The organism is Nostoc edaphicum CCNP1411 (genome assembly GCF_014023275.1).
GTDB lineage: Bacteria > Cyanobacteriota > Cyanobacteriia > Cyanobacteriales > Nostocaceae > Nostoc > Nostoc edaphicum_A.
Window position 1 is genome coordinate 7,263,234 of record NZ_CP054698.1, and the last position, 13,436, is coordinate 7,276,669.

The 13,436-nt window shown below is 41.1% G+C and carries 9 protein-coding genes and 2 pseudogenes; 6 read left to right on the top strand and 5 right to left on the bottom strand.

Annotation, left to right across the window (positions count from 1 at the left end; all coding sequences use genetic code 11):
• The first annotated feature begins 36 nt into the window (after positions 1-36).
• Positions 37-1,089 (top strand): LLM class flavin-dependent oxidoreductase, encoded by a 1,053-nt coding sequence (locus HUN01_RS33100; RefSeq protein WP_181929708.1) that lies wholly within the window; start codon positions 37-39, stop codon positions 1,087-1,089.
• Positions 1,090-1,284: 195 nt separating this feature from the next.
• On the opposite strand, the gene HUN01_RS33105 is transcribed toward HUN01_RS33100, so the two are convergent.
• A complete protein-coding gene (locus HUN01_RS33105) occupies positions 1,285-2,139 on the bottom strand; it encodes a sterol desaturase family protein (protein WP_181929709.1) in 855 nt (284 codons plus the stop codon).
• Positions 2,140-2,278: 139 nt separating this feature from the next.
• Between HUN01_RS33105 and HUN01_RS33110 the strand changes: the two genes are divergently transcribed.
• Positions 2,279-2,998 (top strand): COG4280 domain-containing protein, encoded by a 720-nt coding sequence (locus HUN01_RS33110; RefSeq protein ID WP_181929710.1) that lies wholly within the window; start codon positions 2,279-2,281, stop codon positions 2,996-2,998.
• A gap of 4 nt (positions 2,999-3,002) precedes the next feature.
• A complete protein-coding gene (locus HUN01_RS33115) occupies positions 3,003-4,115 on the top strand; it encodes a sucrase ferredoxin (RefSeq protein WP_181929711.1) in 1,113 nt (370 codons plus the stop codon).
• A gap of 23 nt (positions 4,116-4,138) precedes the next feature.
• On the opposite strand, the gene HUN01_RS33120 is transcribed toward HUN01_RS33115, so the two are convergent.
• Positions 4,139-5,116, bottom strand: a complete 978-nt coding sequence (locus HUN01_RS33120) for a DUF3102 domain-containing protein (protein ID WP_181929712.1) — start codon at positions 5,114-5,116, stop codon at positions 4,139-4,141.
• 688 nt (positions 5,117-5,804) lie between these two features.
• On the opposite strand from HUN01_RS33120, the gene HUN01_RS33125 reads away from it, so the two are divergent.
• Together HUN01_RS33125 and HUN01_RS33130 are read left to right on the top strand one after the other, a co-directional pair.
• Positions 5,805-6,524 carry a VOC family protein gene (locus HUN01_RS33125; RefSeq protein WP_181929713.1) on the top strand — a complete coding sequence of 240 codons (720 nt, stop codon included), beginning with the start codon at positions 5,805-5,807 and terminating at the stop codon, positions 6,522-6,524.
• A gap of 217 nt (positions 6,525-6,741) precedes the next feature.
• On the top strand, positions 6,742-8,427 hold the full coding sequence (locus HUN01_RS33130) for an ABC transporter ATP-binding protein/permease (RefSeq protein ID WP_181929714.1): 1,686 nt from the start codon (positions 6,742-6,744) through the stop codon (positions 8,425-8,427).
• Positions 8,428-8,688: 261 nt separating this feature from the next.
• On the opposite strand, the pseudogene HUN01_RS33135 reads toward HUN01_RS33130, so the two are convergent.
• Positions 8,689-10,057: pseudogene (locus HUN01_RS33135) on the bottom strand (IS4 family transposase).
• Positions 10,058-10,248: 191 nt separating this feature from the next.
• A complete protein-coding gene (locus tag HUN01_RS33140; RefSeq protein WP_181929715.1) occupies positions 10,249-10,629 on the bottom strand; it encodes an endonuclease domain-containing protein in 381 nt (126 codons plus the stop codon).
• 302 nt (positions 10,630-10,931) lie between these two features.
• On the opposite strand from HUN01_RS33140, the gene HUN01_RS33145 reads away from it, so the two are divergent.
• Positions 10,932-12,728, top strand: coding sequence for an ABC transporter ATP-binding protein/permease (locus HUN01_RS33145; RefSeq protein ID WP_181929716.1), 1,797 nt, complete (start codon positions 10,932-10,934; stop codon positions 12,726-12,728).
• Positions 12,729-12,774: 46 nt separating this feature from the next.
• Here HUN01_RS33145 and HUN01_RS33150 read toward each other — a convergent pair.
• A pseudogene (locus HUN01_RS33150) lies at positions 12,775-13,245 on the bottom strand (AMIN domain-containing protein); the annotation flags it as partial.
• Positions 13,246-13,436: the final 191 nt, after the last annotated feature.

Genomic DNA, 13,436 nt, shown 5'->3' on the forward strand with positions numbered 1-13,436 from the left:
AATCCCCCTTTTCCTCAATTTGAATGCAAAAGAATTATGGATTTTAGCCTGTTTTATTTCGATGGTGATGGCTCCGTTGCTCGTCCTCATCAATACCAACTTTTAATCGAAAGCGCGAAATTTGCTGACGAAAATGGTTTAACAGCTATTTGGACTCCAGAACGGCATTTTCACGCTTTTGGGGGACTTTACCCAAATCCAGCAATTACTAGTGCCGCGATCGCTATGATTACTAAACAAGTACAATTGCGTGCTGGTAGTTTTGTCTTACCTTTACACGATCCTGTCCGAGCTACTGAAGAATGGGCGGTAGTAGATAATTTATCACAGGGAAGAGTAGCGATCGCTTTTGCTTCTGGTTGGACTGTGGATGATTTCGTCTTAGCTCGTGAACCCCATGTCAATCGCAAAGCCGTAATGTGGAGAGATTTGGAGGTAATGCGAAAACTCTGGCGGGGCGATTCGGTTGAACGTCAGGACGCTACAGGGAAAGTCTTCTCAGTAAAAACACTGCCTAGACCTGTACAAACAGAGCTTCCTATTTGGATCACTTGCCAGTCTTCAGAAACTTTTGTGGAAGCTGGGAAACTGGGAGCGCACGTCTTAACTTCGTTACTCGCTGGTACATTAGATGAGATTGCGCCCAAAATTAAACTTTACCGCAATTCCCTAGCAAAACATGGACACGATCCCCAAGCAGGGAAAGTGGCACTGATGATTCATACTTTTTTAGGGGATGATATCAACGAAGTTAAAGAAAAAGTTACACAACCTTTCTGTAATTACCTCAAAACCCACTACGAATTAATAGAAAGTTTGGCGAAGAGTATGGGCTTAAAAGTCAGCCTGAAAAACTTCTCTGAAGACGATATCGATAGTATACTACAATTTGGTGTGGAAGGATTTATGAAAGGGCGATCGCTCATTGGTACGCCCGACAGTTGTCGCCCCTTTGTTGAAGAAATTCGCGCCGCAGGTGTAGATGAAATAGCTTGTCTAATTGACTTTGTACAAGATTACGATTTGGTAATGTCAAGTTTACCGTTTGTGAGTCAATTACAACAAAAATTAGCTCCAGCGCTGAGGTAAGTATGTTTAAAATAATTCGTAAGTCGTAATTCATTATATCAAGTCCGCTCAATTACCCATAAGAAAAGCACCCCACCCCCAACCCCTTCCCTTGGCAAGGGGAGGGGAGGTAAAGTGTAGTTTTGGTGGGGTAGGATAGTGCGAATATTATGGTGATTCCAAATTTTTTTAGGTACTAAACCGGCTTGAAATATATTACCGTAATAGTTTTTTATGGACTAACTTATTTTTTAGTGATCCCAAATAGCGTTGTCCAAACCATTCTCGAAATGGCAAAATATTAGCATCCCAAAGGTTATTGTAGTTTTCACCAGTAGTTAATCCTGTCGCTGGAAATTCACCTTTCCGTGCCCGATGGTAAGAGCCAAAAAGAATATCCCAAATAGGAAAAAATACAGCAAAATTCTTATCTATATGTTCTGGCTGAAATGAATGATGAATTCTATGGTGTTGTGGCCCAACTATAATTGGTGTGAAGATACCCAATTGCAAACGTAAGTTTAAATGGATATATTGTAACCAGATAATTTCAATAAATGCCAATAATCCTACAGCTATTGGTTCAATATGAAACAATAAACTCATCGGAATTACAATAAATGCGAGAATCAATGGTTCTTCTAGCCAATGCACCCGGCGAGTACTTGTAACATTTAAGGAAACTTCGCTGTGGTGAAATTTATGTTGTTCCCACAAAAAAGAACTGGTATGTTGAAATCGATGTAGCCAGTAATAAAAGAAGTCAACAATTAGAAAATAAAAAACTATACCAAGGAATGTTTCTATCCAATTCCTGGGTTCTGGTAAAGTTAAATAAGGGCCGCCCAGCCAATGCCGAGTTATTTCAACTAATGCTCCAATCCCGATCACATTGAGCAAAAATGCAAATAGAGTATAGACAACGTACCACTTTAAGTTAAAAACAATATCACGAAACGGCTGATTTGGCTCCACTGGACGCAAGCGTTCAATCAAAATAAAAAGACCATATATCAAAAAGGCCTTCAGCACATATCTAAGAAACCCGAAGACGGGATCAATCCATTCCATATTTGAAGTAACCTAAATTTTTAGAGCAGACAGATTATGGGACGCTGCAAACTTTTATAAGAATACCACAGATTGGTGCATAATTATTAGCAATCGCCCTGATTGTACTAGATTGTTACTGTGTTTTCAAGGAAATACGATGAATTGGAGTATCTTCCTAGCTGCACTAGGCAGCACAGGTATTGAATTTTTAGAAGTTGTAGCGATCGCCTATGCTATTGGTAGCTCTGGTTATGCCCGTGAGGCCATTTGGGGGGCGATTACAGGTTTAGTTGTAGTATTACTAGGAGCGATCGCTCTTGGCACAGGATTGCAGTTTGTACCTCTGCAAGCTTTACAAATCATCATTGGTTTGCTTCTGCTGTGGTTTGGTTGGAGATGGGTAAATAAATCTGTACGCAGACTAGCAGCAGGACGGCGAGCAGGTTGGGTTGATGATAATGTTTTAGAAAAAGAAGGTATTGCTTTAGATCAGCAATCACCAGGATTTAGTAAGCTGAATTTTTTGATTATGACTAAAAGTGCTGCTCTGGAGGCTTTGGAGGTAGGTGTAATTGTGATTACACTGGGATTAGCTTCTAGTGCTTGGTATGAAGCGATCGCTGCTACAGCAGTGGCGCTATTATTGTCGCTAGTTGCAGTAGTCGCTTTACATCAATATTTGGTCAAATTGCCAGAGGTGTTAATCAAGCTTGGTGCTGGGATTATGCTGAGTTCCTTGGGAACTTTCTGGTTAGGGGAAGGTATAGGGCTGGAATTTCCTTTTGATGAGTTTTCAATTTTGATTTTGCTTGGGTTATATGGTGGTGCGGCGGCGGTTGCTATTTATTGGTTGAGAAGGGAAGTTGTGGTGGAGTGAAAATATGAAAATCTCACGCAGAGACGCAGAGGCGCAGAGAGAAAAATTGAGTGATTGTCGTTACTGTTCGGTGGTTTCTCAAGCTAATGGTGAAGATCCAATTGGCACGGCAGGTACGGTGGATGAATGGTTACTTGTGGAAGTACCGCGTCCTTGGAAGGCTGAACTCTGGCAAGAAAAGCCGGAATTTCAGCCACTTTTGCAAGTCGTGGAACGGTTAGCGTCTAACCCGATGCGCTATTTCAAAGGTCGGCTGTTAGCGATCGCTCCTGATAAGGCTTATACTCATTCAGAATCGGTTAGAGTCTTTTATTATCAGCGTCCAGCCCAGCTATTTGCTCAGTATACCAAGCAGGAATATTTACTTCCTCTAACTCAGGTTGCTCTTTTAGCAGAAGCTCTGTTATTTCAGCCGCAAAATTTACCCAATTTTCAAACTTATCGTCAGCCAACAGACCACATTCGAGAAATTCTGGTTTGTACCCATGCCAATTATGACTTAGCTTGTGGGCGATTTGGCTATCCTTTTTATCAACTCCTACGCCAAAAGTATGCAACAGAATCAGACAGTCTGCGGGTATGGCAAACTAATCATTTTGGTGGACATCAGTTTGCGCCAACGTTGATTGATTTTCCCACCGGTCAACTTTGGGGACACTTGAGGGCGGATGTTTTGGATTGTTTGATTTATCGACAGGGTGATGTTTCCCAGTTGCGTCGTTTTTATCGCGGCTGGACAGGTTTGGGGAAATTTGAGCAAATTGCTGAAAGAGAAATTTGGATGCAGTTAGGGTGGGATTGGCTAAATTATCCTAAAGCTGGGCGCGTTTTAGCACAAGATGAAGGTGGTGTGGCGCGATCGCTCCTTAAAGGTATATTTAAACGTGTTCCATCCCCAAAATTAAAATTTCTGGTTGCAAGATGGGATGAGCAAGCAACTTGGGCAAAAGTACGGATTGATTACACAAATAGCAATAATAGCCACCGAGGTGCATACGAAGGTACCGTTAAATTAACGGGAACAGTCACTAGTAAAAGCAAATCTGGAGATGATGTACCCCTGATTACCGTCAACCACTACAGCATAGATGATCTATTAAAAATTCGTAACTCGTAATTCCTATTCCCCATTCCCCATTCTCAAACTTCTTCGACACTCAACCCTGATGCGACAATTGCTCGTTGGCACAATTCTAGGGACGGATCTCCAGCAATTACTCGTCGCTGTAAATTATGAGCGATCGCAATCATATCTTCTTGAGGCAGCCAGGGAAACACTACTAAGTCTCCTGGCTGGGAAAACATGGTCAATAATTGCTCAAGGGTGTTTGTTTGCAAACTAAAGGGTTGCAGAATGATTGCTGTTGCTGCTTCCTCAATCAGCCAATCATGATCCCAGTCGTCTGAAGTCACGGCAATAGCTAAGGTGACTGGAGGAATTTTAGCAAAAAACTCTGGTGAAGCTGTATCACCATGAAATAATAGGTGCTGCTGTCCTAAGCGCCACCAACGAAATTGATTCTTAACAGTAGCTTGAGATGTTATCTCTACATGAGTTACGGGAACCTCAATGACTGGAGGTGGAGAATTATCTTTTTGGCTGGATTTTGGCACAATGGCGATAATTTCCGGCTTGATTGCCTCTTCTGATGTAGTTATTGAGTCAGTTTTTTCTTTTTGCTGATGTTTAATAGTTTGGACTAAATCTTTGTGGGTGATGCGCTTACCTGTTTTCGCTTCTTCTAAATACTGCTCCCGCAGTTTTTGAGATGTGGAGGGTGCAGCAAGTAGATATAAAGCAGAGGTAGCAATGTCAATTTGTGCAAGATTTGCACGGTTAGCAAAGGTTTCATACACATTAATAAAGTTGTATGCTGTCCGACGACTCCAACCAAATTCTGCTTTCAACCAAGTATCGAATTGCCCATGCTTCAGTTTAGAACGCACTTCTGCCAATCGTTGCCCAATCTCCCAAATGTCTTGGGCAGTCCGCCTTAGCTGCTCTCGGATTTCTGTTGTGCGCTGCTCAACTAACGTCCGTTGCTCTGGTGTAAGAAGTTCGTAATCAAAACGAGTAATAATTGTATCTTTTGTATCCTTGTTACGTGATTGTCTCATTGTGATTTTCCAGATCTATTGGTGAATAACTCAGCTATTTTCGACTACAGATAGAAAATATACAAAATCGTGAACATAATCTCACTCAGTTGTAGCTAGACTTCCTGCACTTAATACACTAATATATTATTCATTTTATTTTAAAAACAGAAAAATCTTGAAATTACATTCACACACAACAAAAGCTGAGTATTTGATAGCTACTAAGATTTAACCTTTTTTGAAAAAAGCTTAATTGAGATATCAGGGAATTTTAAATTTTTTATGCAGTTTTTCGCAAATTGCTGGGAAATAACCCCCTTGATGTCTTTATGCTTTCAATCTAAAGACTTGACAAAATGTCCTAATTAATTAGTTAATTGAGAATAATTACTAATTATGAGAACTGCTAAAAATGCTGACGTGGTTTTTGTCTTCTTTACGGGCTTGTTTAATTAATTACAGAAATTTTTTTGAAAAAATATCAATTTCAGTGACTATGACTGAAAACTAATCCGCATTTCGTAGATAGATATAGCAGCAAATGATACTAAGAAAAGTCTGCTATTTAGTCAGATGGAAATGAGTTCTCAGTTCCGATTCATGAGGAAGAGTTAAGAAATAACTTCTGGAAACTCAGTTTAGCCAGGGTTTTAACTGAATTTTAGGATATGGGTGTTTTGTTCTACTCAGTGGTGTGAATTTGTATATGAAGACTCAGTTGCTAATTTCGACAAATAATTCCTTGCTAGAAGTTGACCACATTTTTATTTGTGTTGAGGATGCACCTAAAGTTGAATTCTTTGAGCAAGCAGGGTTGATGTTTGCCAGTCCTCCTATGCAGCAGATAGAACGAGGTACAGCCTCACAGATTCTCTTTTTTGAGAACTTTTATCTAGAGTTAATTTGGGTTGAGGATGAAGTCGCTGCTGAAATCTATGCTGTCCGCACAGGTATAGACTTTTTAGGGCGATCGCATTGGCGACAAACGCAAATCTCTCCATTTGGGATTGCTCTGCACCAGCAGTCTCGTGCCACATCCTCGTTTGAGGAGGAATTTCGGCGATCGCAACCCCAAAAAACAGAACTATTATTAAGTTTTTCCAGTGATAATTTAGTCACCCAAACTGAACCTTTATGCTTTGTCATTCCTGATGCGATCGCCTTACCAACTTTATTAAAAAACTTTCCCAACTTCCAAAAACAATTTGTGTCTCACCCACTAGGGCTGAGAAAAATGACAGGAATAGAGGTAACTGTTACTCATACTTACTCTGTAACTCAACCTCTGGCACTGTTAGTAGAGAATGGAGCAGTGCAAGTTGAGCAAGGAACTTCCCCATGTCTACAGTTGACCTTTGACAATTATATGCAGAGGAATATATTAGATACACGAGCGATCGGCATTCCTATAGTTTTCAAATTTTAGCATCGCTGCTTTTTTAATCAAAAAAAGACCTCTTGCATAAAACTACCCCAATTACCCCCCTTAATCCCCCCTTGCAAAGGGGGGAAGCCGGAAATCTAGTTCCCTCCCCTTTGCAAGGGGAGGGTTAGGGTGGGGTAATTCGATAACTTGTATGTACACCGTAGTTTAGCAAGGGATGGGGTGCAATGACTGTGGGAATCATGATACTGAGATAAAAATGCTAAATTTTCCAATCTGGCAGCAATTTCGGCAAATTATTCAACCATACTGGTTTACCCAACCACGTTGGGGTGTAATTTTCCAGTTACTACTCCTAGTAGCTTTCTCCTTGGGAAGCAGCACATTTGTAATTTTTGAAACATTACAACGAGGAGAATTGACTTCATCCTTAGCACAGCAGAACGTCAATCGATTTCAGCAGGCAATTGGTTTTTTCTTCAGCATTATAATTGTAAATATTATATTTATTTCTGCAAAAAACTACATCCAAGGAAAAATTAGCCTAGATTGGCGAAAATGCCTCACATCTTACTATCTCAATCAATACTTTACCAAACAATCATTTTATCATTTACAAGCTTTTTCTGAGGTTGATAATCCCGATCAGCGCATGGCTGAGGATATTAAAAATGTCACCCAACGACTAATTTTCCTATTAGTTATGTGTCTGGATTCCCTGGTGCAATTAATTGGTTTTATTGGCTTACTATGGTTGATTTCTCCCATTCTAATGATAACTCTGCTGGCGTATGCAGTGGTTGGGACACTAATCACAACACTAGTCTTTGGACGAGCCTTCGTTGGAATTAACTTAGAGCAACTGAAGCGAGAAGCAGATTTTCGCTATGGTTTAGTGCGGATTCGAGACAATGCAGAAGCGATCGCCTTTTATGAAGGACAAGCAGAAGAATCAGCACAAATGAAACAGCGATTTGGGCGCGTGTTTGCTAATATCAATCGTCTGATTCGCTGGCAATTCAACTTAAATATTTTTCAAAACGGTTATCAATATTTAACTTTTATTTTGCCCTTTATCATTTTGGCACCTCAAATTTTTTCTCGTGAATTGGAATTGGGGGCTGTCACGCAATCTCAAGCAGCTTTTGAGCGAGTGGGATTTGCACTAGGACTAATTATTACTCAGTTCGATCAACTCAGTGCCTTGACAGCAGGAATTAGACGGCTGACTGAACTTACAACCAAGATGGAAAAGATCACATCTTTCGAGCCAGATTCGGGAATTCAGTTGAGCGAAGAGACGTATATTGCCGTTAACCATTTGACACTACAACTTCCCGATCGCCAAACCAAACTAATTCAAGATTTATCTATAACAGTATTACCTGGTCAATCATTATTGATTATAGGAGCAAGTGGAGTAGGTAAAACATCCCTATTGCGTGCGATCGCTGGATTTTGGGTAGAAGGAGAAGGTGCGATCAAAAGACCCCCACCAGACCGCATACTGTTTCTTCCGCAACGTCCCTATATGCCTTGGGGAACTCTGCGCCAACAGTTACTTTATCCCCATACAGAAAAAGCGATCGCTAAAGAAACTCTTCTGCAAACCCTTAATCAGGTTCATCTACCAAATTTAGCTGGTCGTTATGGTGGACTAGATGCCTTTGTTGATTGGTCACGGGTGTTATCTTTGGGAGAACAGCAGAGACTCGCCTTTGCCCGACTGCTATTGAGTGAACCAGCATACGCTATTCTTGACGAAGCGACAAGCGCTGTTGATGAAGAAACCGCAGCCAGTTTATACCAAAAGTTACAAGAAACATCAATCACTTACATCAGTGTTGGACATCGCACCCAATTGCTGAATTATCATCAGTTTGTATTGGAATTACGGCAACAACAAGAATGGCAATTGTTTTCAACAAAAGACTATGAAAAATAGTCGGTTTTACCCCCCTTAATCCCCCCTTTTTAAGCTATCCATTATAAACATCTTTCTTAATAAGAACATTGACAAAAAAGAGTAGTTATGTAGGGAAGGATGGAAGCCAAAAAATCACAAGTGACAGGAGAAAATGGGCACGAGAATCAACAGAGTTTGAAAAAGTGAAATTTTCGCATGGCAACTTTGGTGTAAAAAACTAATTATCGGTAGTGGAAGAAGGAAAACACCGCAGAAACCGACGATAGGATGGAGCAATAATTAATTATTGAAAGACTGGCAAAGCAGCCAACCCTCAACCAGATCATGTAATCGACTTAATCCACGCCAGAGAACTTTTACACCTGGAGAGCCATCGCTTTTGCGACCTAAAAACCCACCAAGTCGAGCAATCCAATTGACCACTTGAGCCAGAGTCGGTGGTGTAGTATGAGGATAAAGTTGATGATGAATAGTGGTGTAGAGGACTTGCCACTCATGAGTGGCTAAAACTAGTTCACAACTAGCATCAGGCTGAAAACGAGCTAAGTAAGTCAGCCACAGCAAACGCCAAGCAACGATACTGTAGGTAGCCAAAGCCATCTCGATTCTGTGGGCAGTTTCGAGTTGTAACTTCTCAATGCCACAGCCACTTTTTAAAACATAGTGATAACGTTCAATCAACCAGCGATAACTATACCATCGCACATACAGCTCGAACATCTTCCAGACAGGTAATCTCTAAGGTAGTCAGCAGTAACCAGGTAATCGGCTCGATCTCTGGTGGTGGCTCAACTTCTGTGACTAAAATAGCCTGCAATGTCACCTAGGTGCTAGAAGTTCTGTTTTGGGGCGATTCTGCGGTGGTGCAATGGTAATTGTGGCATGACGAATCTTCAAGATGGCTGTTCTTGGCGTTTGAGTCGCAGAGCGTTTTACCTCTACTGTCATTGTGCCAACCGACTCAACAGACTCTAAAGTTGACCATAAATGCTGCTCACTGCCAACTAGACAGCGATTTTGAGTAGCTCGAATCAGAAAATCTGACCCAGGACGACGAGCATCAGCAAATAAGTCATAAAAATCGGCTTCTCGGTCAGCAATCGTCACTACTTGTACTGATTCGGGAATGATTGAGTCAGTTTTTTTCAAAGCATCAAGCCATCTTTGACTTTCTTTTTTCTTTTGTCGGTTTTTGTTTCCTTTGTTCAGATTTTCCTAGTTCTTCTTCGTTTCTTGACCACACATCTTGCTCGATGATGCCCAATGGTATTCCCTGTGGGGAGACAGTGAAGACTGAGTGGACTTTTAACCCTTTGGCATAAGAACTATCGAGATATCCTGTTCCCGATAGAGCTTTGTGGCTGGTGTAGTTAAGTTCTGTGGTATCTTGTATTGCCAAGACTACTCTATGTTGGGTAATTCGCTCTACTGTCGCATCGATATGTCCTTGTCTAATCATGGATGGTTTGATGTACGGTGAATCCCAGAAGTCATAGGTGGCTTTCGTTTGCGCCCATGTTTCACTTGCTTGCAAAACACTGGCTTCCGGTTTCGCACTTAAATTTTCGACTATTTTGATTAACCGTTTGGTTCTTCTGGTGTCACCTAATTCGGTTCTTTCTAGTTCCTGTGTGATCCATTGTTCCATTTGCTGACTTTGCGATGCTTCCGGCTCTTCGTATAGACAATACACAATCTCTGGCTTTTGTCCAATTTTCTGTTAAGAAAGATGTTTATAATGGATAGCTTGCAAAGGGGGGAAACCGGAAATTTAGTCCCCTCCTCTTTGCAAAGGGGGGAAACCGGAAAACTAGTCCCCTCCCCTTTGCAAGGGGAGGGTTAGGGTGGGGTAATTCCTCTCAACTCGCAAATAACTTGTCTAATTCTCTCCAGCACTCCATCTAAATCTTGATAAATCTCTTGATTCGTAAACCTCACAACCTTCGTACCTTTTGATTCCAGAAATGCTTGCCTTTCGTAGTCATATTCTGGTATACCGTCTTGATAATGACTTTCACCATCAATTTCAATAGCAAGTTTCAATTCTGGTGTATAGAAATCAACTACAAATGCATCTATACTGTATTGTCTACGAAATTTGCAATCTTCAATTTGCTGACCTCTTATTTTTGCCCAAACTATCCTTTCTGCTGGCGGCATATTATTTCTTAGTTGTTGCCGTTTTGATTTTTCAGAGGTCTTGTTATATATATGTGTCATTCGATTTATCTAGTTATTCTAGCTTTCTTATTGTTCCCAAAAATACTGACCTCCGTTTAAATAAGTCGGATTTACCCCCCTTAATCCCCCCTTGCAAAGGGGGGAAACCGGAAATTTAGTTCCCTTCCTCTTGCAAAGGAGGGAAACTGGAAATTTAGTTCCCTTCCTCTTGCAAAGGAGGGAAACCGGAAATCCAGTCCTCTCCCCTTTGCAAGGGGAGGGCTAGGGTGGGGTAATTCTTCTCAATTGCATTTTAAAAATTACCGCCGTATAAATTACTTGAAGAATTGAGAGAATAAGTAATGCTGCATCAGTTTTGGCGAGTTGGGAAACTTTACTGGCTTTCACAACAGAGATGGAAGGCAGTTGCACTATTATTGTTATTGCTTTTCCTATCCCTTTTGGGAACAGGCTTACTGATTGCAGTTAGTATTTTTTTGGGAGAAATGGAATCTTCCTTAGCAGCAGCAGATAAAAATCGCTTTTCCCAAGCAGTTAGTATATTTTTAGGGGTGTTATTTATCGGTGTACCGATTATTTCTCTGAAGGTATACATTCAAGGGAAACTAAATTTATTTTGGCGACAATGGTTAACAGATTCTTTTCTGAATAAATACTTTTCTCAACAGAATTTTTATCGCCTCACCGCCTATTCTGAAATTGATAATCCCGATCAGCGAATTGCCGAAGATATTCAAAATTTTACTCAACAATGCCTTTACTTTGCTATTGTCATATCGGATTCAATTTTGCAACTCATCGGGTTCTCTGGACTCCTGTGGGGAATTTCTCAGCCGTTGATGGTGTTTTTAATCGTTTACGCGATCGCTGGCACGGTGGTGACAACAATCGCTTTTGGGCGGATCTTGGTTGGGATTAACTTGGAGCAACTCAAACGGGAAGCAGATTTTCGTTATGGCTTGATTCGGATTCGGGATAATGCTGAGGCGATCGCATTCTACCAAGGTGAAACTGTAGAATCTCAAGAGCTTTGGCAACGTTTCTTGGGCGTTTTTAGTAACTTTACTCGCCTGATTCGCTGGCAGTTGGGCTTAGATTTATTTCAGAACAGCTATCAATACATTACATTCTTACTGCCAACATTGGTTCTGGCTCCTCAGATTCTCTCTGGTGAGTTGGAAATTGGTGTATCTGCTCAAGCCGGAGTTGCGTTTCGCAGTATTTTGATTGCTTTGGGTTTAATTGTCAGTCAATTTGAGCAATTAAGTGCTTTAGCAGCAGCCGTGACTCGGCTTGACGAGTTGCAAACAGTTATTAAATTACCCCACCCTAACCCTCCCCTTGCAAAGGGGAGGGAACTAGATTTTCCTGTTTACTCCCTTGCAAAGGGGAAGGAACTAGATTCTCCGATCTCCCCCCTTTGCAAGGGGGGATTAAGGGGGGTAATTCCTAAAGAAAAAGATGGTGAGGGGTGTACTGTTCTCAACTGGGTTGAGGATACTTGTCTGAGCTTTCAGAATGTCACACTGCAAACACCTGATTATCAAACAGTTTTAGTACAGGATTTATCCTTCACCCTTGCTGTTGGGGAATCTCTGTTGATTAGTGGTAAAAGCGGTGTTGGTAAAACTTCCTTACTCCGTGCTTTAGCAGGGTTATGGGAGGCTGGCTCTGGAACAATTACTCATCCAGAGCGATCGCGCCTTCTATTTTTACCCCAACGTCCCTACATGGTTCTGGGTAGTTTGCGACAGCAGTTACTTTATCCCAATTCTGATAGAGTCGTGGCAAAGGATGAACTTTTGCAAGTTTTGAAGCAAGTAAACTTAACTAATTTAGTTGAACGAACTGCGGTATTAGATACAGTTGAAGATTGGGGGCGAGTACTATCAGTGGGAGAACAACAACGGTTGGCTTTTGCCCGCTTGTTGTTGCAGTCGCCACAATACGCGATTCTCGATGAAGCCACAAGCGCTTTAGATGAGAACAATCAAACCCTACTATATGGGTTATTACAAAAAACCGACATCACTTATATTAGCGTTGGGCATCGTTCTTCACTGCGCTCTTTCCATCGCCGGATGTTGGAACTACAAGGTGATGGTAAGTTTATACTGTCTTTGCTTGGGGATGCTTAATTATTCCTAACATAAATACTATTCGACGGATTTAATTTCCCGGCGGTATGGAAGCAGTAGCAGCAGCGATGCCAAAAATCAAACCCTCATCGGGGCTATCAAATAATTCGACATTTGGTAAACTCGCCTCACCCTTGACTGTAATCCGAATAGTATTGGCATCAAAGTTAGTCACTGTGATTTCAGGGACACTCGGAAGTGGCTTGTTTGAGCGGAATGCAAATGTATTACCACTTGGTAGGCGCAGTTGAGCGCTGGGAATATCTGCAATATAGTCATTCCCCGCATTGCGATTAACGATTTGTAGCTTATCTCCAAGAGATGTCTGTAAAATTACCTCTACACCCTTATCTGTGCGATTCGCCTTGACTCCCGTAACTGCGGTTACTTCTGGTGTTGGCGACTGCACTAGTATTTGGACGTTATTAGCAGGAGATGTATCTTGACTCTGGGCAGGATTTGTTAATAGTACGAAAAATGAACTTGTTAGCAACAAAACTTTTAGCGATCGCTTCATCTAACTTATACCTGAAATTACTCGGCTTTGAGAAAATATTCTATCAATTATTTAGTTATCAACTACCATCAATCTGATAACTTTTCGCTGAGTTTAAATCTGCTAGCATACGCCTAATAGCTGTAAGCAATATCACATTTAATTACTAGACTACTAGCTTTATTAGTAAAAACTTGCAATAATCTGGTTAA

Excerpts from the sequence above, each read along its gene's own strand:
- HUN01_RS33145 (WP_181929716.1), top strand. The coding sequence starts at position 10,932 with ATGCTGCATCAGTTTTGGCGAGTTGGGAAACTTTACTGGCTTTCACAA.
- HUN01_RS33110 (WP_181929710.1), top strand. The coding sequence starts at position 2,279 with ATGAATTGGAGTATCTTCCTAGCTGCACTAGGCAGCACAGGTATTGAA.
- HUN01_RS33100 (WP_181929708.1), top strand. The coding sequence starts at position 37 with ATGGATTTTAGCCTGTTTTATTTCGATGGTGATGGCTCCGTTGCTCGT.
- HUN01_RS33130 (WP_181929714.1), top strand. The coding sequence starts at position 6,742 with ATGCTAAATTTTCCAATCTGGCAGCAATTTCGGCAAATTATTCAACCA.
- HUN01_RS33120 (WP_181929712.1), bottom strand. The coding sequence starts at position 5,116 with ATGAGACAATCACGTAACAAGGATACAAAAGATACAATTATTACTCGT.
- HUN01_RS33125 (WP_181929713.1), top strand. The coding sequence starts at position 5,805 with ATGAAGACTCAGTTGCTAATTTCGACAAATAATTCCTTGCTAGAAGTT.
- HUN01_RS33115 (WP_181929711.1), top strand. The coding sequence starts at position 3,003 with ATGAAAATCTCACGCAGAGACGCAGAGGCGCAGAGAGAAAAATTGAGT.
- HUN01_RS33105 (WP_181929709.1), bottom strand. The coding sequence starts at position 2,139 with ATGGAATGGATTGATCCCGTCTTCGGGTTTCTTAGATATGTGCTGAAG.
- HUN01_RS33140 (WP_181929715.1), bottom strand. The coding sequence starts at position 10,629 with ATGACACATATATATAACAAGACCTCTGAAAAATCAAAACGGCAACAA.